The sequence below is a fragment of the Corynebacterium sp. Marseille-Q4381 genome (assembly GCF_036881695.1).
Classification (GTDB): Bacteria; Actinomycetota; Actinomycetes; order Mycobacteriales; family Mycobacteriaceae; genus Corynebacterium.
In genome coordinates this window covers 193,790-214,824 of sequence record NZ_JBAJNR010000003.1, presented here as the reverse complement: position 1 = coordinate 214,824, position 21,035 = coordinate 193,790, and the positions used below count along the sequence as shown (strand labels likewise).

Genomic DNA, 21,035 nt, shown 5'->3' with positions numbered 1-21,035 from the left:
GGCGGGCTAGTTGGCAAACGCCTCGTCGATAAGCGCCTGCTCCTCCTGCTGGTGCACCTTCGCCACACCGGTTGCGGTGGTGGACTGGGCGCGGCGGGAGACGCGAACCATCTCCGGCATGTCCGGGATGAGGTTGCGGAGGTGCTCGTTGTAGAACGGCCACGGGCCCTGGTTGGCCGGCTCGTCCTGCACGAAGCGGATCTGCTTCGCGTTCGGGTAGTTCGCGAACGCGTCCTTCAAGCGGTTGAACGGGATCGGGTGCAGCATCTCAACGCGCACGATGGCGACGTCGTCGCGGCCGTCCTTCTCCTTGCGCTTCGCCAGCTCGTAGTAGACCTTGCCGGAGCACAAAAGGATCGTCTCGACCTTGTCCAGGTCCGCGCCGTCGACCTTCTTGTTGCCGGTCTGGATGAAGTTCGGGTCGTCGATGACGGACTCGAACTTGGTGGTCTCGATGAAGTCGGCCGGCTGGGACACGGCGGCCTTGTTGCGCAGCATCGACTTCGGCGTGAAGACGACCAGCGGGCGCTTCATCTCGCCGAGTGCTTGACGACGCAGCAGGTGGAAGTGGTTCGCCGGCGTCGACGGCTGCGCGATGGTCATGGAGCCCTCCGCGACGAGCTGCAGGTAGCGCTCGATGCGGGCGGACGAGTGGTCTGGGCCCTGGCCCTCGTAGCCGTGGGGCAGCAGCATGATGAGGCTGGACAGCTCGCCCCACTTGGTCTCGCCGGAGGAGATGTACTCGTCGATGATGGTCTGCGCGCCGTTGGCGAAGTCGCCGAACTGCGCCTCCCAGGCCACCACCGCGTCGTGGTTGGCGATGGTGTAGCCGTACTCGAAGCCCAAGCCCGCGTACTCGGTGAGTGCGGAGTTGTAGACCTCGAAGCGGCCCTCGTTGCCGGCCTCGGTGGCGTTGTGGTCGAGCGGGTTGAACGCTTCGCCGTTGTCCGGGTTGTAGAGCACCGCGTGGCGCTGCGTGAAGGTGCCGCGCTGCGAATCCTCGCCGGCGAGGCGGACGAACTTGCCCTGCTCCGCCAGCGAGCCGAAGGCGATGAGCTCGCCCCAGCCCCAGTCGATGTTGCCGGCCTCGAACGAGTTGCCGCGGTTCTTCAGCACGTTCTTCAGGCGCTTGTTCGGCGTGAAGTCCTCCGGCAGGTCGGCGTAGGTAGCCGCGAGGCGCTTGAACTCGTCCTCGGAGATCGAGGTGTCGAGGCCGCGGGTGAGCTCCTGGGAGTCCGTGATGCCGGTCTGCTCGCTCGGCTTGTCCTCAGACGACTTGACGTCGGAGAAGACCGCGTCGAGCTGGTCGTGGAAGTCCTGCGCCGCCTTCTCCGCGTCTTCCTGGGAGATGTCACCGCGGCCCACCAGGTCGTTGGTGTAGCGGGTGCGCACGGACGGGTGGGACTCGATGCGGTCGTACATCACCGGCTGCGTCACCGTCGGGTCGTCGGCCTCGTTGTGGCCGCGCAGGCGGTAGCAGATCAGGTCGATGAAGACGTCCTTGCCAAACTCGCGGCGGTACTCGGTTGCGAGCTGGGCAACCCACGCTGCTGCCTCCGGGTCGTCGCCGTTGACGTGGAACACCGGGCAGTCGAAGCCCTTGGCCAGGTCGGTGGCGTAGAAGGAGGAGCGGCCGGAATCCGGGGTGGTGGTGAACCCGATCTGGTTGTTCACGATCACGTGGATCGTGCCGCCGACGGAGTAGCCCGGCAGGCGAGACAGGTTCAGGGTCTCCTGGACGATGCCGAGGCCAGCGAAGGAGGCGTCGCCGTGCAGCATGATCGGCATAACCGGGTAGTCCTCGCGGCCCTCGCTGGCCTTGAGTAGGTCGGTCTTCGCGCGCGCCATACCGACCAGCACCGGGTCGACGGCCTCGAGGTGGGACGGGTTGGCGGCCAGCGAGACCTTGATCTCGCCGTCGCCGAACATCTGGATGTGCTCGCCCTCGAAGCCCAGGTGGTACTTCACGTCGCCGGAGCCGCCCTGCTGGGCGGCCTTGAAGTTGCCCTCGAACTCGTTGAAGATCGTCGCGACCGGCTTGCCCACGATGTTGAACAGCACGTTCAGGCGGCCGCGGTGCGGCATGCCGATGACGACCTCGTCGAGGCCCTGGCCGGCGGCGGTGTCGATCGCCGCGTCCATGAGCGGGATCAGGGTCTCGGCGCCCTCGAGTGAGAAGCGCTTCTGGCCCAGGTACTTCGTCTGCAGGAAGTTCTCGAACGCTTCGGCGGCGTTGAGCTTCTGCAGGATGTACTTCTGCTCCGCGTTGGTCGGCTTGGGCATGCCGGCCTCCATGCGGTCGCGCAGCCACTCGCGCTCGTCGCGGTCCATCACGTGCGCGTACTCGGCGCCGACGTGCAGGGTGTAGGCGGAGCGCAGGCGGGAGAGCACCTCGCGCAGCGTCATGGTCTCCTTGCCACCGAAGCCGCCGACGTGGAAGGTGCGGTCCAGGTCCCAAAGCGTCAGGCCGTGGGACTCGAGCAGCAGGTCGCGCGAGTCCGGCTTCGGCAGGCCCGGCTGGTGCCAGCGCAGCGGGTTGGTGTCGGCGATGAGGTGGCCGCGGGCGCGGTAGGAGTGGATCAGCTGCATCACGCGGGTGTCTTTGTTGATGCCCGTGTTCGGCAGGTCCTGGGCCCAGCGCAGTGGCGAGTACGGGATCTCCAACGACTCGAAGATGTCGTCCCAAAACGCGTCGTCGATAAGCAGCTGCGAGATGTCCCGCAGGAACTCGCCGGACTCTGCGCCCTGGATCACGCGGTGGTCGTAAGTGGAGGTCAGGGTGACCAGCTTGCCCACGCCGAGCTCGGCCAGGCGGTCCTCGGAGGCGCCGGCGAACTCAGCCGGGTAATCCATCGCGCCGACGCCGACGATCGTGCCTTGGCCCTTGGTCAGGCGCGGGATGGAGTGGCGCGTGCCGATGCCGCCCGGGTTGGTCAGCTGGATGGTCACGCCGGAGAAATCGTCCATGGTGAGCTTGCCAATGCGGGCGCGCTCCACAATGTCCTCGTAGGCCTCGACGAACTGGCTAAAGGAAAGGGTCTCGCACTCCTTGATCGCGGCGACGACCAGGGAGCGGGAGCCGTCCTTGCCCGGCAGGTCAATGGCCAGGCCTAAGTTAATGTGCTCCGGCTGCACCGCGAAAGACTTCTTCTCCTCTTCGCGGTAGCTCTTGTTCATGTCCGGGTGCAGCTTGGTGGCCTGGACGATGGCGTAGCCGATGATGTGGGTGAACGAAATCTTGCCGCCGCGGGTGCGCTTCAGGTGGTCGTTGATCAGCGAGCGGTTCTCAAACATGAGCTTGACCGGCATGTCGCGCACGGTGGTGGCCGTGGGGACTTCCAGCGACTCGTTCATGTTCTTCGCGATCGCCTTAAATGCGCCCTTGAGCTGGGTCTCGCCCGGCTCGACGTGGACGTCCTTAATACGGTCCAGCGGCGACTTGCGCGGCTTCGGCAAAACCGTAGCGTCCTTCTTGGTCTGCTCCGCAGCCAAGTCGACCTTGGTCTCGCGGCCGTCCTGGCTCGGCGCCGCGGTGGTGCGCGCTACGTCCGGGTCGGTCTTCGGCTGGCTTGCGCCGGGATCGGAAGGGGTAACGGTCGGGGTGCCCTTGGCTGTCTTCGGCGCACCGTTGTCTTCGAAGAGCGTGCGCCACTCCTCGTCAACAGAATTGGGGTCTTTTTGGAACTGCTGGTACATTTCGTCGACCAGCCAGCTGTTCTGCCCAAATGTGTTTTCGCTGCTCACGGCAGTGATCGCCTTCCTTTAACAAGTAAGTTTGCAGGGTCTTTCGTAGACTTCAAGCCGATGGTAGCGCCGTGGAACCGTGTTTTCGGTCACGACGGGGTCGGTACCCCCATTATCGGTGGACCGCCCACATTCGTGCATACCGGCCCCCTTCTTTCACCAGTTCGGCGTGCGTGCCGGATTCCACGATACGCCCGTCGTCGATGACCACGACGCGGTCGGCGCGCGCGGCAGTGGCGAGGCGGTGTGCCACGATGACGGACGTGCGGCCGGAGGTCGCGCGGTCGGCGGCGTTAAGCACGGCCAGTTCGGTTGCGGGGTCGAGGGTGGCGGTGGCTTCGTCTAAAAGCATCACGTCGGGGACGAGCATCTCGGCGCGGGCAAGCGCGATGATCTGGCGCTGGCCGGAGCTTAAGCCCCGCCCGCGCCCGCCGACGCGCGCGTTGAAGCCGCCGGGGATCGCGGCGATGATGCCGAGCGCGCCGATGCGCTCCACGGCTGTCTCGATCTCGGAGCGGCTGGCCCCGGGCGCGCCGTAGGCGATGTTGTCCGCCACGGTGCCCTCGAACAGGTAGGACTCCTGTGGCACCTGCGCAAGCGCCCGGCGCCACCCAACCAGAGGAAACGACGCGATATCCGCGCCGGAGGCGGTGACAACGCCGGTGGTCGGGTCGTAGAAGCGGGCGAGCAGCTTCACCACGGTGGATTTTCCCGCGCCGGTCGGCCCGACCAATGCGACGGTCTCACCGGGGGCGAATGTGAGGTCCAACGACTTGAGGACGGGTGGGTGGTCGGGGTGGTAGGAAAAGGTGGCGTCGACAAGCGAAAGCTCCCCCCGCGCGGCCTGAGCGGCGCCGGGTGCGGTGCCGAGGTCGGGGACGGTGGTGCGTTCAGCGAGCAGGTCGGTGATGCGCTCGAAGCTGACGGTGGCTTGCTGCCAGGAGTCGAAGATCTGGCCGAGCTGCTGGATCGGGCCGTAGAGCTGGCTTAGGTACATCGTGAACGCGACGAGCACGCCGACAGACAGCGTGCCGTCGGCCACGCGGCCCGCGCCGATGAAAATGACCACCGCGGTCATGATTTGGCTGATCGCCTGCATGCCGGGGAAGTAGAGGCCCATCGCGGTCACGGTGCGCATGCGCAGGCGCCGGTAGTGGTCCGACTCTGCGGCGAAGCGCGCCTCGGCGTGGGCCTCCCCGCGGTGCATCTGCGTGACGCGGATCCCGCCGATCTGCTCGGCGAACTGCCCGTTGACAGCCGAAACTTGCCGGCGCGCCTCGGTGTAGAAGCGCTTGGAAAACGAGCGGAACACCACGGTTGCCGCGACGATCACGGGCACGGCCGCAAGCGCGATGAGGGTCAACGAAAGGTCCGTGGCAACCAGCATCGCGCTCACACCCGCGAGGCTGCCGACAGCCACGATCGCCTGCGCAAGCCCAGTCTGCAGAAACGACGACAGCGTGTCGATGTCCGTGGTCATGCGTGTGATGATCTTGCCGGATAGGCGGGACTCGAAGTAACTCAGGCCCAGGTGCTGCAGGTGGGCGTAGGAGCGCAGCCGCAGGCGATAGAGCAGGCGCTCGCCGGCGCGCGAGGAGAGCACGGTCATCAGTGCGTCGGCGGCCCACGCGACGATGACGACAACCAGCGCCGCGGCGCCGACGCGCACGAGGTAGCCGGAGTCGCGCGGCTCGATGCCGCCGTCGATCGACGCGCGGATTAGCGTGGGAAACGCCAGGTCCGCCGCCACACCGACGACCAGCAGTACCACGGTGGCGGCAATGAGCCAGCGCACGGCTTTGAACAGGCTGCGCACGCGGAAGTCGCGGTTCGGCTCGCGCAGGCGCGCAAGGGCCGCCTCGCTCAGGGCAGGGGTTTCGCGCGCCGCGGGCAGGCGCTCGACCCGCTGCAGAAGCTCAGGTGTGGCGCTGGCGGGCGGCGGGGGTGCAGGCACGTCGGGCCACAGTTCGCTCAAGGGCTGCTGCTTGCCGACGCCCCCCTCAACCATCACACCCCGGTACACCTCCGTGCGCGCAACCTCCTCGCGCGGACCGTCTGCGACGACGCGGCCCTGGTCCATGACGACGACGCGGTCGGCGTGGTCGACGGTGGACTGGCGGTGCGCGACCGCGATGACGGTGACGCCGTCCAAGTGGCTGCGCAGGTTGGCCAGGATCAGCGCTTCGTTTTCGGCGTCGATGGCGGAGGTGGCGTCGTCGAGGACTAAGACTGCCGGCTTGGCCATGAGCGCGCGGGCGAGCGCGATGCGCTGGCGCTGGCCGCCGGAAAGGGTCAGTCCGCGCTCACCGACTTCGGTGTCGTAGCCGTTTGGCAGCCGCTCGATGAACTCGTCGGCGCGGGCAAGGCGGGCAGCTTCTCTCACCGCGGCGTCGAGCGCGGCGCCGTCAAGCGCTTGCGCGCCGCTACGGTGCTGCGCGCCGAGGGCGATGTTGTCGAACACGGACGCGGAGAAGAGGAACGCTTCGTCGAAGACGCAGGTGACTCGCGAGCGGATGTCGGCGTGGGTGAGATGGGGGTAGGGGGTGGGGTTGAGGTGGGCGTCGACAAGCGAAATGCTCCCTTCGCCCGGCTCGTAGAACCCGCCGGCGAGCTGCACCGCCATGGACTTGCCCGCGCCGGGCGGGCCGACGACGGCGACTTGTTCGCCGGGTGCGACGGTGAGCGTCACGCGGTCGAGGACTAGGTGGCCGTTGGTTTCGAAGCTGACGTTGTCGAAGCGGATGCCGGTGGGCGCGGCCGGCGCGATGGGTGCTTTGCGGGCGGTCGTCGGCGCGAGAGCTAGGACCTCCTCCAGCCGGTCGACCGAGCTCATGCCCATCTGCATGCGCACGTACTGGCGGGTCAGCGCCTCGAGCTGCGTGGTCATCGCGGTGAGGTAACCAGTGAACGCGACGAACTGGCCGACGGTGATATCGCCGCGGATGGCGGTGAGCCCGCCGGCGACGATGGTGATCACAAGCGCGACCTTCGGCAGCTGCGCGAGCACCGGCTGGAAGCGGGCGGTGAGCTTCGCCGTGCGCATCTTCACCGCGTAGAGCTCGCGGCCGAGCTGGTCGAGGCGATCGATCTCGCGCTCTTCCTGGCCGAACGCTTTGACCACGCGCACGCCGGAGACCGTCTCCTCGACGTGCTGTGTGAGATCTGCCGCGGCCTGCTGGTTCACCCAGGTCGCGGCGTAGAGCGCGCGGCGCGAGCGGTTGGCCTCGAAGAGGATCAGCGGCATCAACGCCAGTGCCATGAGGGTCAGCGGCACGTCCATCGCGAACATCACCACGAGTGTGGTGGTGAGCTGCAGTGCGCGGGTGAACAGCATCGGCGAGCTGGCGAGCACCATGTGGAACTGGTTGAGATCTGTAATCGAGCGCGAGACGATCTGGCCCGCGGCGATGTTGTCCTGGCCCGGCCCGTCGAGGCGGTGCATGGTGCGAAGCAGTTCCACGCGCAGCCAGTGCTGCGAGTTCGACGCCAGCCGGCCGGACGTGAAGCGGCGCAGGAAGTTGACGGCGAAGGAGGCCAGCGCAATGGCCACCATCGCCCACGCGATGCGGTGGATGCTTCCTTGCGCGTTGCCGGCGGCGATGTCGATGGCGCGGCCTGTTAGCGCCGGCACCGCGGTTTGGAACACGGCGCTTAGGCCCGCCGCCGTGAACGCGGCGATGGCCGGGCCGCGGTTAGCGCGAAGGGATCGGTAGAGCAGGTTACGGCCGGGGTTGGCGTTTGACGCCATTTACTTGTCGCGCTTGGCGTTGCTGTCGCGCTTGGCGCTTGTGAACAGCTGCACAATCCAGGCGGCGAACTCGCGCGGGTTGGCGCTGAGCTTGGCCTCGGCCTCGCGCTCGTCCTTGTCGCCTGCGCCCTTCTCCGGCAGCGGCTCGGTGAACTGGCTTGGAGCTGGCCCGAGGCTTTCCGCAACGTTGTTGAGCACCGCGTCGGCGAGCTTGCGGTTGGCGGAGCGCCCCGCGAACGCGCCAATGCCCAGCGGCAGGAGTTTGCCTAACCAGCTCCTGCGCATCCGCTTGTTCAGCGACTTCATGGCGAATCGGCTCAGGATGTCGTTCGCTTCCTGCAGGCCCGGGCCGGAGAAGCGTGCCAGGGTGTGCTTCGACGGCAGGTCGGCCTTGCCGCCGCCGAGGATCGTGTCCACGATCGCCACGCCCTGCGCGCCGGTCAGCGTTGCGAGCACGACGGTGCGCCGGCGGTCGCGGTCCTTGATGTCCAACCCGCGCAGGTACGCAGAGGCCACGGTGTAGAACGCAGCGAGGTCCAAAAAGAGGACGGATTCGCCGGCGATGGCGGCGCCTCCGGTGATCAGGCCAACGCCCGGGATCGCAGCCGCCGCACCTGCGCCCGCGCCGGTGGTGGCAGCCGTCTTCCGGAAGTGCGCTGCCATGATCTCCTGCAGCTCCTGCGGCGAGGCCTCTGGGTTCTGGCGGCGCAGCCAGTTCACGTACGCGCGAATGGTGCCGGACTGCAGGTGCACCGCGGCGTCGACGGCGCTGATGAACGCCTTGCCCAGCGGGCCCGCGTCTTCTTCAAGGCGGCGCGCGTCCGCCGTCTTCAGCGACGCGATGATGTCTTCAGGAGAGGCGGTGTCGCTGTTGTCGCTGTTGTCACGGCCATCGCGGGGGCGCAGATCCCGCTTCGGCTCCGAATCGGCCTTTGTGGCCTTCTTGCTGCGTCCGAACATGCTGGACAGTTTAGCTGCCCCGCGCGCGAGCAGGCCCGACAGATTCAGGGCCGATCGAAGGGCCGATCCGCGGGCCATTCGAGGGGCTAACCTAGGAGCCATGTCAGACGATTTCTCGCTCGATGTGTCAACCACCGGTGGCACTGTGCGCGGCATCGTCCACAACAGGACCGGTGTGCGCACGTGGCGCGGCGTTCCCTACGGTAGTGGGGTGTCGGGGCCGAACAGGTTCCGCGCGCCGTCGCCGGCGCAGCCGTGGAGCGGCGTGCGCGACGGCTCGCGCTTCGCCCCGCCCGCGCTGCAGGGCAACTTCGGGTGGAACGACTCGGTGGTTGGCACCGAGGACTGCCTCACCCTCGACATCGTGCGCCCGAACACCGACGAGGAGCTGCCGGTGGTGGTCTACTACCACGGCGGCACCTTCGTCACCGGCGCGAGCAACGAGAAGGTGCTGCGCGGCCACGTGCTTGCCGAGGTGACCGACGTTGTCTACGTCTCGGTGAACTTCCGCCTGGGCGTGCTGGGGTACCTCGATCTGCACACGCTCGGGTCTGACTGCGTGTCCAACCCGGCGATCCACGATCAGATCCTCTCGCTGAAATGGATCCAGGACAACATCGCGGCCTTCGGCGGCGACCCGGGCAGGGTGACCATCATGGGTGAATCTGCTGGCGGCGCCGCGGTGATCCACCTGATGTGCGCGCCGGGGGCGCGGGGGCTGTTCCACCGGGCCGTGGCGCAAAGTCCGCCGAGCGCCAGTGTGCACTCAAGCGTGCAGTCGGCGATGTGGGTGCACAGGCTTATCGACGGCATGGGCATGTCCCAACTCTCCACCATCGACGACCTGCGCGCAGCCAGTGCCGAGGACCTCGTGCGCACGGGGCAGCAGATGCTGATGAACGGCAAAGAGCTGGTGCAGTTCAACACGGCTTTCATGCCCACCGTCGACGGGGTGACGCTTCCAGAGCACCCGATCGACGTGTTCGAAGCCGGCGAGCAGGCGCCGGTGCCGCTTTTGATCGGCACGAACGCTGACGAGGCGAGCTTTGCCAAGACGATGTACCAGACGGTGAAGCAGCGCCAGCGCGCCGCGCGCCGCGCGCTCAACGTCTACGACCCCGATAACGCCCGCGGCGTGATTCATGCGTACCGCGACGTTGGCGGGCGCGCGGACTTCGCTGAGCTCATCGCGGATGCCATTTTCTGGGCGCCGTCGGTGATGCTCGCCACCGCGCATCGACGCGTGGCGCCGACGTGGATGTACCGCTTCGACTACGCCTCGGAGACAATGCGGCGTTTAGGTCTCGGCGCCGTGCACACATCGGACTTGGTTGCGGTGTTTGGGGATCCGAACACCACGCGGGCGTCGAAAATCGACCGCTTCGGGTCGAAGGAAGCGTTCGACCAAGTCAGCAGCATCATGCAGTACCACTGGGGATCGTTTTTCCACAACGGTTTCCCGGGGGACGACTGGCCGCAGTACGGCTTCCGCAACGAGGACGAGCCGGGGCGGGCGACCGCGGTGATCGACAGGGAGTTTTCCGTGGAGCTGGACCCGAAGGCTGAGAAACGCCGCGCGTGGGAGAGCTTCGATATGCGCGAGTGGGGCAGGCACTCACCGGACCCGGATACGCCGGACTCCGTGGTGGACGACGACCAGTAGCGCGCGCCCGCTGCGCACGCGCGTTTGCGCACGCTGCGCGGCATTGACGGCTAGGCTGGGGCAGGCCCGAATCCCGAACGTGGATACACCTTGTAGGAAAGGCATGTTCCCCTATGAGCTTTTTCGAGGACATCGCCGGCGCGCTGGACCGCGACGGCATTGAGTCACGCGTGCACGATGAGACCATGTTTGTCCCGATCACGGCGGACGTGGAGATCCAGTTCGTCGAGATTGACCCGCACCTTCCCGCGGCCAACGTCTATATTGCGGCGGCCGACGTGGACGAGGACGACGACGAGTTCGAGTCCATCCTGGTCGCGGTGGTGTTCTCGGTCGAGGACGCGGTGCGCGCGGTGGCCGACCACATGGCGACGGACCAGATGGTCACGGTGTTGGGCGACCTGCTCGACGGCACCGATGAGCGCATCGGCGATCTCGAGTTCCTGCACGACACGGTGAACCCGGATCTGGTGCGCGCCGAGGTGGGGGAGAACGCGGAGCTGCAGGTCACTCTCCAGGTCGTTGGCGGCACGCCGAAGGCCGAGGTGAAGTTCGTGGTGTACCCGGACAACATCGACGACGTGGTCGACGACGCGATCGGCGAGCTGTGGGAGTCCGACGGCGACGCCGAGCTCACCGAGGAAGACCGCCTGCGCCTCTTCGAGGCTATCCACGACGAGGCCATCGGCGAGGCGGAGGTGCTCGACCTCGGGTCGTTCACGGACTTCGATCGGCTTTTCGACGTCCTCTCCCTCGCCGCCGACCAAGCCGAGGAGTGGGAGGCGCAGCTTTTGCCCGTCGAGGACGACTTCGACGAGCCGGACGTCTACGACATCTTCGGCGCCGACGACGAGGACGACGACGATGACGAGGACGACGACAGCTTCGCCGACGACGATGAGGCGACCGGGATTGACCCGGACCAGGCGGTCGACACCGAGGACGAGATCTAGCGCCGCATCCCGCGTTTACGCCGCCGTCAGCCCCTCGAACATGGAGGACGGGGAGGCGATGGGGTTGAAGTGGCCGTCCACAAGCCACACGTATGTGGCGGCTCGGGCAGACGGCAGCTCATGGACCGCGCCGATGGCATCTTCTGGGACGAGCGCGCGGACCCACGCCTCGGTGAGGCGGCGGTCGGCGGGCAGCCCCGACGGGTCGCTCAGCCGCAGCTCAATGAGGTAGGCGGGCACCTGCGTTTCTCCGTAGCCGAGTATGCGGGCCTTCGCCTTTGGGCCGACGCGCCTGCGCGTTACCGCGGCGTTGAGTTCGCCTCCGCCGGCGAAGCGGGGCAGCGTCTTCAGCGGCGGGCGCCAGGACGCGGTCGGACGCGAGAGCGAGCGCGGGTGGTGCATGATCGCGGTGAGCGCGTCGAGGTGGGTGGGGAAGCGCTGGGTGATCTCGTCCGCGAGGGCGACGGGGGTGCTGACGGTAGTGACTGGGGTGACGTTGGTGTTGAACATGGCCCGAACTTTAGAACGCAGGTGCGACACAGCCGTTCGAAAAGTAGAACACAAGTTCGAAATCGGTGGCGATTTGCCAGCCAGGCTACGCTAAACAGCGATATGTCGAACCCCTCTATTCAAACGAATCAGCCCACTATCCCGCGCACCATTTGGGTGCTGGTGAGCGCGGCGTTTCTCATCGCGCTTGGCTACGGCTTCATCGCGCCTGTGCTGCCGCAGTTCGCGGCAAGCTTCAACGTCTCCATGGCCGCCGCTGGTGCGGTGATTTCGGTGTTTGCGCTGGCGCGGCTTTTGGGCGCTCCGGGGGCTGGCGTGCTCGTCGACAAGCTTGGCTCCCGTCCCGTCTACCTGACGGGACTGTCTATCGTCGCCGCGGCCACCTTCTTTGTCGCGTTCGCGCAGGCCTACTGGCACATTCTCGCCCTGCGTTTTCTGGCCGGATTCGGCTCCACTATGTTCACCCTGTCCGCGCAAGCGCTGATTGTGCGGGTGACGCATCCGAGCATCCGTGGGCGGGCGAACGCACTGTACGCCACCGCGTTTCTCCTGGGCAACATTGTCGGCCCGATTGTCGGCGCGGCACTGTCCTTCCTCGGCCACCGTGCGCCGTTTGCCATCTACGGCATTGTGGTCGGTTGCGCGGCGTTTCTGGTGTGGGTGCTCACGCACGACCCGAAGCACGCGCAGCCGCTGCCGCCGGCCAAGGCGCCGATGCGACTGCAGACCGCCTGGCAGCACCCCTCGTACAAGGCGCTGCTCAGCGCGGCGTTTTCCAACGGCTTCGTCAACATGGGTGCGCGCGTTGCCATCCTGCCGCTGTTCGCCGCGGCGGTGTTCGAGCACGGTGCGGCAGCATCCGGCCTTGCGCTGACAGCGTTCGCCGCAGGTATGGCCATCGCACTGCAGTTTTCGGGCAGGCTTGCCGACGCCCACGGGCGCCGTCCGCTCATCATCACCGGACTCACCGTCACCGGCATTTTCACCGGCGTTCTGGGGCTCGCCACGTCGTTCTGGCCGCTGGTGATCTTCTCGGCGCTCGCGGGCATGGGTGGCGGGCTGATGAGCCCGGCAGTTCAGGCGTCGCTTGCAGACATCATCGGCAACGACCGCTCCGGCGGCAAGGTGCTGTCCACGTACCAAATGACGCAGGACTTCGGCCAGATTCTTGCCCCGATCGTGCTCGGCTTTATCGCCCAAGCCGCCGGCTTCAGCGTGGCGTTCGGGTTGTGCTCGGCGATTGCGGCGATCTCGCTGGCGATCTGGATCACGATAGGTAAGGAGACGATGCGGTGAAACGTGTCATTTTGGACTGCGACCCGGGCATCGACGATACGTTCGCGCTGATTTACCTCGCCGCGTTGAACCACGCCCGTGAGGTGCAGATTGAGTGCGTGACCACCTCCGCCGGCAATGTCGGCGCCGAGCAGTGCGCCCGCAACGCCGCGTATTTGCTGTCCCAGTGCGGCTTGCGCACGATCCCGCTCGCCGCGGGCTGCGACGCACCGCTGGCGTTGCCGCTGACCACCACCCCGGAGACACACGGCGAAACGGGCCTGGGTTACGTCACCGCGCCCGAGCGCCACGTTGAGCGCGACTTCGACGCGCTGTGGATCGACGCCATCGAGCGCGGCACCGAAGACCTCCACCTGATTGTCACCGGGCCTGCAACCAACCTCGCCGCGTTCGCGCAGATGCACCCGCGGCATTTCGCCGAGCTGCGCCATATCACGGTGATGGGCGGCGCGGTGCACTACCCGGGCAACACGACGCCGAACGCGGAGTGGAACTTCTGGGTGGACCCGCACGCGGCCAACGACATCTTCGCAGCCGCTGCCGAAGCCGGGACAACAATTACGCTGTGTCCCTTGAATGTCACGGAGCAGATGTGGCTGGCCCCGGAGCGCCTCGACCGCATCGTCGCGTTGTTGGGCTCTCAGGCGATCGCTGAGCCTCTGCGCGACATCACCCGCTTCTACTTCGAATTCCACGAAGACGTGGGGGAGGGATACGGCGCCCAAATCCACGACCTGCTGACGGTGCTGATTGCTCTCGAACGGATCCCTTCGACAACTTGCCCTGCATACCTCCAGGTGGAAGCAGACTCCGAGCTGATGCGCGGCGCCGTGTCCGCGGATGTGAAGGGGATCTGGGACAACGCGCCGAACGCGAACGTGCTGACCGGCTGCGACGTGGAGAAAGCGTGGGCGGAATTCGAGCGCGCGTGCAAGGTGCACGCGCAGTTCGCTGCGGGCGACGCCGCTCTCGCGGCCGGCTACCACAGCGAGGCTGACGATTAATTGCGGCTAAGAGCTGCTAAACTCCCCGGCGATTGCTCCCGCACCGAGGTGACATAGGTGCGGCGGCGGCATCCGCTCGTACCCTCATCCTCTTCGGAAGGCACACCCATGTCACAACCAGCCGTCTGGACGCCTGCGCGCCGCGGACTCGTCATTGCCGGCGCCGCCATCATCGCAGCGACCTGGCTCTACCTCGTCCTTGTCCGACCAACCGACTGGGACACCGTCACTGGCTCGACCCAGGGCGTGATCACTCTCGTTGGCTATGGCCTCGGCACGATCCTCCTGCTCATCGCTACCGTCCCGGTCCTGCCGGCGCGCACCCTCGGTTTGATCCCGATTGCCATGATCATCAACTCCGTGGTGGGCGAGATCGTCGGCTCCATCGGTTTGCCGCTCTACCTCGACTCCATCGGTACCGTGCTGGTCGCGGCGCTGGCGGGCCCGATCGCCGGCATGACCACCGGCGCGCTGAACAACCTGGTGTGGGGCCTCCTCAACCCGGCCGCGCTGCCGTTCGCGGCCGGCGCGGCACTGATCGGCTACCTCTCCGGCGTGTTCATTCACAAGCTCAACGCGTTCAAAAACGTCGGCACCGTGGTGCTCTACGGCCTGCTCCTTGGCGTAATCGGCGGCATGGTGGCCGCACCGGTTGCGGCGTTCGTCTACGGCGGCACCGCGGGCGTGGGCACCGGCGCACTCGTCAGCCTGTTCCGCGAAATGGGCGCGTCCTTGATCGCGTCGGTGACCACGCAGGCGTTCATCTCCGACCCGGTGGACAAGGTCATCGTCATGTTGATCGCGTTCTTCACGGTCAAGGCGCTGCCGAAGCGTACCGTCAGCGCGTTCGCGCCGGGTGCGCAGCAGGGTACGCAACAGGTCTAACCGATGCTCAACCCCTTGACCGCGCTCGCCGTGGGCGTCTCCGGCTGGATCGTGGTCATGGGGGCTAACCGCCCCGCAGTGTCGGCGGCGGTGCTTGTCATCGCGCTGATGGCCGGCACGGCGAAGACACGAAACTTGGCACTCATCGCAGCGGTCACCGCCTTGGCGTTCCCCGTAGCCCTGTCAATGGTGCTTATCCACGCTCCATACGGCGAGGAGCGCTTCGCGCCACTCATTACCGCTGACGGCCTCGCTGTAGCCGGCGAGCTAGCACTCCGTTTCACCGCGCTCATGGCGTGCATCCTCGCAGCCGGGGTGTTTGTCCGAGTCCCGGACTTGGCGAAGACGCTGCAGGTACGCCGCTACGGCAACCGTTTGTCCTACATCACCGGTGCCACCCTGCAACTGTTCCCGCAGGCAGCTGCGCGGGTGCGGGTGGTCCGCGACGCGAACCGTCTCAAAGCGCGCCCGGTGACTATCAAAACTGTCGTACCTCACGTCATCATGCCGGTGCTGGCAGAGCTGCTCACGCTCGCCGCGAACCGGGGAAGGGCGCTTGAAACCGCAGGCTACGGCATTGACGGACCGCGAACGGTGCTGCGCCCGGTCCATGATTCCGCGTTCCAGCGCGCGATCCGGATCCTCGTGCCCTTGGCCTGCTTGGTGGTGGTCGTGTGGATCTGAGTCCGCTCGAAGAGGCGCTTCAATCGCACAAACAAGTCACCGTCACCGGCGCTTCCGGCTCGGGCTTGAGCACGCTTGCCAACCAGATCCACGACACGTGGCCGAACGCCGCTGTGGTGGGCCAAGACCCGATCGCGCACGTCACGTACTTGCGCACCACGGTGGTTGAGGAAGCGGCCATTGGCCTCGAGCAGCGCGGCGTACCTCGCTTAGAGATGCAACGCCGCGTCGACGCAATCCTCGATGCGGCTGGTCTTACCGACCTCGCAGAGCACGATCCCACCACCCTTTCAGGCGGGCAGACCCGCCGTCTCGCGATCGCATGCGTCGCAGTCCTTGAACCCGAGACCCTCGTGCTTGACGACCCGTTCGCCGGCCTCGACCCCGAGTCCGCCGCTCGCATCCAGAAGCTCCTCGACGCACTGCCGTCTCGCACAGTTGTCCTTTCCACCAAGGGAGAGGGGCATTTTTCACTTGTCCGCGGAGAGTTGGGACCTCCAGTTGCCGCTGAACCAGTCCGCCTCCCACCACCTGTTGCGCCATCCGAAATGCCGATGATCGACCTCGGCGAGGTGGTTGCAACCCGCGGAGAGCAGAAGCGGAAGTGGTGGCAGCCCCGCAAGAGCACCGAGCCGATCTTCACCGCAGGGCCGATCCATCTCGCGCTTAAGCCAGGCGAGGTTCTATGGCTGCGAGGAGACAACGGCGCCGGGAAGACTACGTTGTTGCGCGCACTCGCTGGTTTGGACGGCAACCCTGGGTTGGAGGACACCCATGGAGTGAGTGTTTCCCTCGCGCTACAGCGCGCTGCAGATCAGGTCTCGGAGGTAACCACCGCAGGGTTCGTGGGGGACGAAGCTGCGCTTAAGCGATTAACCGAGCTGGGGGTGAAACTGGATCCGGATGAGCACCCGCTCGATCTCCCTGCGGCGCACCTGCGTTTGGCGCAGCTCGCACAGGTGTTCTCGCAGGGGAGGCAGCTCGTGCTTCTCGACGAACCGGACGTCGGCTTGGACTCTTCGGGCAGAGGGGTGGCTCGTGCCCTCATCGCCGATGGGCTTTCAACAGGTAAAGCTGTCGTAATGACGTGTCACGACGCCTCGTTCGCCGGGGAGGTGGGGGCCTTCGCCCGTGTTGACGCGTCGTGGCTGCTTCGCTGATTAACCGCGCGGCGCGAGTTTGCTCGCGGTGAGCACGTTGAACATGGATTGGTCGATCGGCACCCGGATCTTGAGCATGGTGGTCACGACGTCGAGGTCTTTCCCCTTATCGCCGCGCATGGTGGTTTGCTGGGGGTCCTCCGCGTCCACCCTGCCCAGGTAGTAGAAGTCAGAGCCATCAGCATCCTCGCGTTTTACGAAAAGGTAGAGGTCCACTTCGCCGCTGAACATTGCCTGGAGTTCGCGGCTCTTTAGCGTCTTGCCGTGCCGGGAGAACCAGCGCATCGTCGATGGGTCGATGAGCTCGTCTTCATATCGGATGTTCGCCGCGACATCAGCGTCCTTGTGGTACGTGACAAAGATGGGGCATGTCTTAGTCGCTGCGTCAATGCTGTACCCGTAGATGGTGGACTCCCGGTTATTGCTCCAGTTGAGCAGTCGGGAAGCGTCTTTTCGTGAGTAGGTTTGTTGCGGCACGAAGGTGTCACTCCGGCCGTATCGCAGTGCATTCGTACGGAGGCCGGTTTCGATCACGTCGTCGACGTGGAAACGAAAGCTTTCAGCGCGATCAGGATGATCGGGTTGGTAGGCGTAGTACAGCGCCGCGAACGCCGAACCCAGCTTGAAGCTGTCGTCAGCGCGCAGAACAAGAGGTTGACCACCATAGCGTGCTGCTGCGGCGTCGATACTCCACTTAAGATTGAGAACTCGTTCGACCGAGGTCAATGTGGGTTCGCCGGTTTGGATCAATGGTGACCACTCGTGACAGACCTCAGCGAATTCGCTCGTGGATAGCTGGGCGTTCGGACCGCGGCGAAGAAGTTCGCGGAGCAGTAGCAGTTCTTGTGGGCGCTTGCCGTTGAGCAATTCCACGCTGAGCATAGAGAGGAAGCCATCTTCCGCTTGGCTCGGGCCCGATTCGACGAAATTAAACGCCTTGAGTAGCGCCCAGTAGTTGCGGGCTTGTTTGTCGGTTGCAGCGAGCACAAACGGGTCGAGCGTTTCAAACGTTAGGAAGTCAGCCAATCGTGGAATGACATTTAAACGGCTCCGGAGCCGTTCGATCTCGCCGCGCTTTACACGCCTATCGGAGATGCGCGCTTTCTGTAAAGACTCCAGGACTCGCTGGGTGGCGACCTCGTCGAAACTCACTGTCGAGGAACCAGCAATCGGCTCGCGTCTCTTTCGACGCATGTTGTCGCGGAGGCGATCTTTATCGCCCGGGTTGCCGCCGGTGAGTGCGATAGGGATGAGGTAGTTGTTGGCGTAATTACCGATGAAGTCGATCACGCGGAGCGACTTCTTGCCGTCCGCTTTGCGTAGGCCACGGCCCAGCTGCTGGGTAAATATGATCGATGACTCGGTGCTTCGGAGCAAAACGACGACGTTGACCGCCGGCACATCGACGCCTTCGTTGAAAATATCGACAGACAGGATGTAATCCAGCTCGCCGTCTTCCAGTCGACGAATTGCGGCTTCTCTTTCCGCCGTCGAGTGCTCGCCCTTCAATGCGACGGTTCGCAGTAGTTTTCCGTGAACGGCCTTCTGATTCAGCAGCTGGGATAGCCTATCGGCTTCCTCGATGCGGCTGCAGAAGATCAGGCCCTTCGTGCCCTGGGCAAAGGAGTACGTCTCGAGAGTCTGGGCGATGTAGTCCACACGCTCGGGCGAGGTCAGTAGATCGATGCCAGCCGAGTCGCCGATTGAACCCCTGGCTGATTCATAGTCTGTGACACCGTAGTAATCGAAGGGGACCAACATGTGGTTTTCGAGCGCGCCCTCAAGACGGATTTCATAAGGGACGTTGTAATCGAAGAGCTCGAAAACGTTGAACCTGTCGGATCGTTCTGGCGTTGCAGTGAGCCCGAGGGTGAATCCCGGATCGAAATGGTTGAGAATTCGCTGGTACGTCTCGCCACCCGAGCGGTGTACCTCGTCCACAATGACCATGTCGAAGTGGGTGGGGGAAATGTTAAACAAATTCTCCGGCCGCGAGAGGGTCTGAACTGTAGAGAACACCACCCGCGCGTCGATATCGCGCTGCGTGCCCACGAAGAAGCCAATATCCGAGGGGTCAATTTCCAGCACTCGCGCGAATGCGTCAGCGGCTTTGCGCAGGATCTGTTCTCGGTGAACTAGGAAGAGAATTCGGCCAGGGTTCATCTCTCTTGCGGCGAGGGCCGCCAAGATTGTTTTACCTGTTCCCGTGGCAGAGATTATGAGCGCTCGTTTGGCGCCAGAGTCAACAACTTCGCGCAAACTCCCAAGAGCTTCGTGTTGCATCTTGTTCGGTTCGATGCGCTCGCCACCCGGTGAGACCAAGATTGGTTGGTTATCGCGGACGACGAAGGCGCGAGTTGAGCGGGCCTGCTCGTACCGTTCAATCCAATCCTCGGTAAGCGGCACCGCGCGGGCGAGGTGATTGTGCACCGCCTGCTTCAACTGAACAGCAATATCACCGTCTTGATGGGTGGAGAAGTGGAGGTTCCATTCCTGGTTGGACAGCAACGCGCTTCGCGTGAGGTTCGAGCTGCCGACAATCGCGGTGACATGGTCATCGTGGTCGAAGATGTACCCCTTTGCGTGGTGTGGGCCCTCGATGACGTACGAATCGATGTGGTCGAACTTCAGAAGCTCACGAAACGCTGCAGGCTCGTTGAAGTCGTTCAGAGTACTCGTGATGATAGTGCCCTGGCCTTTGAATTTGGCCAGTTCTTCCAGGATCGTGCCAATGCCTCCAGTCGAAATGAACGCAACGGAAAATATGAAGCTGTCCGCACTGGAGAGTTCGGACCGAAGCATGCCGAACATGCTGTTCGCCCGATCATTAGCGATCAGAGACGGATTTTCTATACGTTCGGCAGCTACTGTGCGATCGATGAAACCGAACTCGAGATCACGTCTTAATCCCTCGAGTGATCTGTTCACGCGGCGAGGTCCCGGGCGATGAGGTGCACCGCTTCAATGTCAGCCGGTGCCCAGTCTAATTCGTGCATCTCCGTAGCGGTGAGCCAGCGCAGCTCGGCGTGCTCTGAAGCCACCGGTGTGCCGGCGAGCAGGTTGCAGTAGTACGTTGCCAAACGGACCGTCGCGAAATCGTACGGGTGATCAGTGGTGACGATGTGATTCCGAACAGTGATGTCGGCGCCAAGTTCCTCAGCGATTTCACGAGCGAGCGATTCCTCAGGGGTTTCACCCGGCTCAATCTTGCCGCCGGGGAACTCCCATAACCCCGCCATGGTCATGCCCGGTCCCCGCTGGGCGGCAAGGACGCGTCCATCCCGCACAATTGCGGCAGCTACGACGTCGATTACTTTCGGCATGAGCGACAGTTTAGCGACGCAACCCCCGCTGCGTCGTTAAGCAAATGCCCCTTAGTTGGTCAGCCCGGTGGACTCGTTGACCTCGCGAAGCGTCTTGGCGGAGGAAGCGAACTGCTCGTACTCGTCCTCGGCAAGGCGCAGCTCAACCACGTTGCGCACGCCGTTGCGGTTGAGCACGGTCGGGGTGCCGATGTAGATGTCGTCGAGCGCGTACTCGCCTTGAAGATACGCGGAGACCGGCAGGGCCACGTCCTCGTTGCGCAGGATCGCCTTGGTGATGCGAGCCAGCGCGGAGCCGATGCCGAAGGAGGTGTTGCCCTTGGCCTTGATGATGTCGTACGCGGCGTCGCGGGTTCGCACGAACATGTCCTCGATCTTGGCGTGGATCTCCGGGTCCTGCTCCGCTTCCTTGTCCAAAAGGCTGGTCATCGGTACACCGGCGATGTGGCTAGAGGAGTACACCGCGAGCTCGGAGTCGCCGTGCTCGCCGATGATGTAGCTGTGAACCGCCGACGGGGCGATGTTGAAGTGCTTGCCCAGGTTGTGGCGCCAGCGGGCGGTGTCCAGCACGGTGCCGGAGCCGATGACCTGGTTGGACGGCAGGCCGGTCTGCTTGTAGGTAACGTAGGTGAGCACGTCGACTGGGTTGGTGGCCACGACGTAGATGCCGTTGAAGCCGTTGGCCATGACCTCGGAGTTGATGGAGTCGAAGATCTTGACGTTGCGGGCGACCAGGTCGAGGCGGGTCTCGCCCTCGCGCTGCGCGACGCCGGCGCAGTTGACGATGAGGGCTGCGTCCTTGCAGTCGGCGTAGGTGCCGACGGAAACCTTGATGTTGTTGCCGCTAAACGGCACGGAGTGGGAGAGGTCTTCGACCTGGCCCCAGGTGAGTTCCTCGTTGAGGTCGATAATCGCCAGGTGGTCGGTGAGACCCTGGTTCAAAATCGCGTAGGCGTAGGCGATACCCACGGCGCCCGCGCCGATGAGGACGACCTTCGTGCCGGGGGTGACCTGGGACTGGTTTTGTGCGGCGGTCATTGTCAAGCGCTCCTTTTAGCATCTGCTGCTGTTGACACCGCCCATTGTTCCACAATGGTGGTATCTG

14 protein-coding genes are annotated in these 21,035 nt (G+C 64.8%); 7 read left to right on the top strand and 7 right to left on the bottom strand.

What is annotated here, in order from left to right; genetic code table 11:
- Window positions 1-6: 6 nt before the first annotated feature.
- The 3 genes from V6D40_RS04095 to V6D40_RS04085 all read right to left on the bottom strand — a co-directional run bounded on the left by V6D40_RS04095 (window position 7) and on the right by V6D40_RS04085 (window position 8,452).
- Window positions 7-3,744, bottom strand: a complete 3,738-nt coding sequence (locus V6D40_RS04095; RefSeq protein ID WP_334289086.1) for a multifunctional oxoglutarate decarboxylase/oxoglutarate dehydrogenase thiamine pyrophosphate-binding subunit/dihydrolipoyllysine-residue succinyltransferase subunit — start codon at window positions 3,742-3,744, stop codon at window positions 7-9.
- A gap of 112 nt (window positions 3,745-3,856) precedes the next feature.
- On the bottom strand, window positions 3,857-7,492 hold the full coding sequence (locus V6D40_RS04090; protein WP_334289085.1) for an ABC transporter ATP-binding protein: 3,636 nt from the start codon (window positions 7,490-7,492) through the stop codon (window positions 3,857-3,859).
- Window positions 7,493-8,452: a hypothetical protein gene (locus V6D40_RS04085; RefSeq protein ID WP_334289084.1), complete on the bottom strand. Its 960-nt coding sequence runs from the start codon at window positions 8,450-8,452 to the stop codon at window positions 7,493-7,495. It lies immediately after the preceding gene.
- 100 nt (window positions 8,453-8,552) lie between these two features.
- On the opposite strand from V6D40_RS04085, the gene V6D40_RS04080 reads away from it, so the two are divergent.
- Together V6D40_RS04080 and V6D40_RS04075 are read left to right on the top strand one after the other, a co-directional pair.
- Window positions 8,553-10,115, top strand: coding sequence for a carboxylesterase/lipase family protein (locus tag V6D40_RS04080; RefSeq protein ID WP_334289083.1), 1,563 nt, complete (start codon window positions 8,553-8,555; stop codon window positions 10,113-10,115).
- A 113-nt stretch (window positions 10,116-10,228) separates the two neighbouring features.
- Window positions 10,229-11,068, top strand: a complete 840-nt coding sequence (locus V6D40_RS04075) for a hypothetical protein (RefSeq protein ID WP_334289082.1) — start codon at window positions 10,229-10,231, stop codon at window positions 11,066-11,068.
- A 15-nt stretch (window positions 11,069-11,083) separates the two neighbouring features.
- Here V6D40_RS04075 and V6D40_RS04070 read toward each other — a convergent pair whose 3' ends face one another.
- Window positions 11,084-11,578, bottom strand: coding sequence for a hypothetical protein (locus V6D40_RS04070; RefSeq protein ID WP_334289081.1), 495 nt, complete (start codon window positions 11,576-11,578; stop codon window positions 11,084-11,086).
- A 102-nt stretch (window positions 11,579-11,680) separates the two neighbouring features.
- On the opposite strand from V6D40_RS04070, the gene V6D40_RS04065 reads away from it, so the two are divergent.
- The 5 genes from V6D40_RS04065 (at window position 11,681) to V6D40_RS04045 (ending at window position 16,607) form a co-directional block, all read left to right on the top strand.
- Window positions 11,681-12,874 carry an MFS transporter gene (locus tag V6D40_RS04065; RefSeq protein ID WP_334289080.1) on the top strand — a complete coding sequence of 398 codons (1,194 nt, stop codon included), beginning with the start codon at window positions 11,681-11,683 and terminating at the stop codon, window positions 12,872-12,874.
- Window positions 12,871-13,878, top strand: coding sequence for a nucleoside hydrolase (locus tag V6D40_RS04060; protein WP_334289079.1), 1,008 nt, complete (start codon window positions 12,871-12,873; stop codon window positions 13,876-13,878). The genes V6D40_RS04065 and V6D40_RS04060 overlap by 4 nt, the downstream gene beginning before the upstream one ends.
- 108 nt (window positions 13,879-13,986) lie before the next feature.
- Window positions 13,987-14,763, top strand: a complete 777-nt coding sequence (locus V6D40_RS04055; protein WP_334289078.1) for an ECF transporter S component — start codon at window positions 13,987-13,989, stop codon at window positions 14,761-14,763.
- A gap of 3 nt (window positions 14,764-14,766) precedes the next feature.
- Window positions 14,767-15,447 carry an energy-coupling factor transporter transmembrane component T gene (locus V6D40_RS04050; RefSeq protein ID WP_334289077.1) on the top strand — a complete coding sequence of 227 codons (681 nt, stop codon included), beginning with the start codon at window positions 14,767-14,769 and terminating at the stop codon, window positions 15,445-15,447.
- Entirely contained in the window at window positions 15,438-16,607 is a 1,170-nt protein-coding gene (locus V6D40_RS04045) for an ATP-binding cassette domain-containing protein (protein ID WP_334289076.1), read from the top strand. The genes V6D40_RS04050 and V6D40_RS04045 overlap by 10 nt, the downstream gene beginning before the upstream one ends.
- Here the strand turns inward: V6D40_RS04045 and V6D40_RS04040 are convergent, their stop codons facing one another.
- The 3 genes from V6D40_RS04040 to V6D40_RS04030 form a co-directional block, all read right to left on the bottom strand.
- Window positions 16,608-19,418, bottom strand: coding sequence for a DEAD/DEAH box helicase (locus V6D40_RS04040; RefSeq protein WP_334289075.1), 2,811 nt, complete (start codon window positions 19,416-19,418; stop codon window positions 16,608-16,610). It lies immediately after the preceding gene.
- Between the two features lie 113 nt (window positions 19,419-19,531).
- Entirely contained in the window at window positions 19,532-19,930 is a 399-nt protein-coding gene (locus V6D40_RS04035) for a (deoxy)nucleoside triphosphate pyrophosphohydrolase (protein ID WP_334289074.1), read from the bottom strand.
- Between the two features lie 51 nt (window positions 19,931-19,981).
- Entirely contained in the window at window positions 19,982-20,968 is a 987-nt protein-coding gene (locus V6D40_RS04030) for an L-lactate dehydrogenase (protein WP_334289073.1), read from the bottom strand.
- Window positions 20,969-21,035 lie beyond the last annotated feature (67 nt).

Bases quoted from the DNA above. Each gene is read 5' to 3' on its own strand.
- V6D40_RS04090 (WP_334289085.1), bottom strand. From the start codon at position 7,492: ATGGCGTCAAACGCCAACCCCGGCCGTAACCTGCTCTACCGATCCCTT.
- V6D40_RS04085 (WP_334289084.1), bottom strand. From the start codon at position 8,452: ATGTTCGGACGCAGCAAGAAGGCCACAAAGGCCGATTCGGAGCCGAAG.
- V6D40_RS04080 (WP_334289083.1), top strand. From the start codon at position 8,553: ATGTCAGACGATTTCTCGCTCGATGTGTCAACCACCGGTGGCACTGTG.
- V6D40_RS04075 (WP_334289082.1), top strand. From the start codon at position 10,229: ATGAGCTTTTTCGAGGACATCGCCGGCGCGCTGGACCGCGACGGCATT.
- V6D40_RS04070 (WP_334289081.1), bottom strand. From the start codon at position 11,578: ATGTTCAACACCAACGTCACCCCAGTCACTACCGTCAGCACCCCCGTC.
- V6D40_RS04065 (WP_334289080.1), top strand. From the start codon at position 11,681: ATGTCGAACCCCTCTATTCAAACGAATCAGCCCACTATCCCGCGCACC.
- V6D40_RS04055 (WP_334289078.1), top strand. From the start codon at position 13,987: ATGTCACAACCAGCCGTCTGGACGCCTGCGCGCCGCGGACTCGTCATT.
- V6D40_RS04050 (WP_334289077.1), top strand. From the start codon at position 14,767: ATGCTCAACCCCTTGACCGCGCTCGCCGTGGGCGTCTCCGGCTGGATC.
- V6D40_RS04040 (WP_334289075.1), bottom strand. From the start codon at position 19,418: ATGTTCGGCATGCTTCGGTCCGAACTCTCCAGTGCGGACAGCTTCATA.
- V6D40_RS04035 (WP_334289074.1), bottom strand. From the start codon at position 19,930: ATGCCGAAAGTAATCGACGTCGTAGCTGCCGCAATTGTGCGGGATGGA.
- V6D40_RS04030 (WP_334289073.1), bottom strand. From the start codon at position 20,968: ATGACCGCCGCACAAAACCAGTCCCAGGTCACCCCCGGCACGAAGGTC.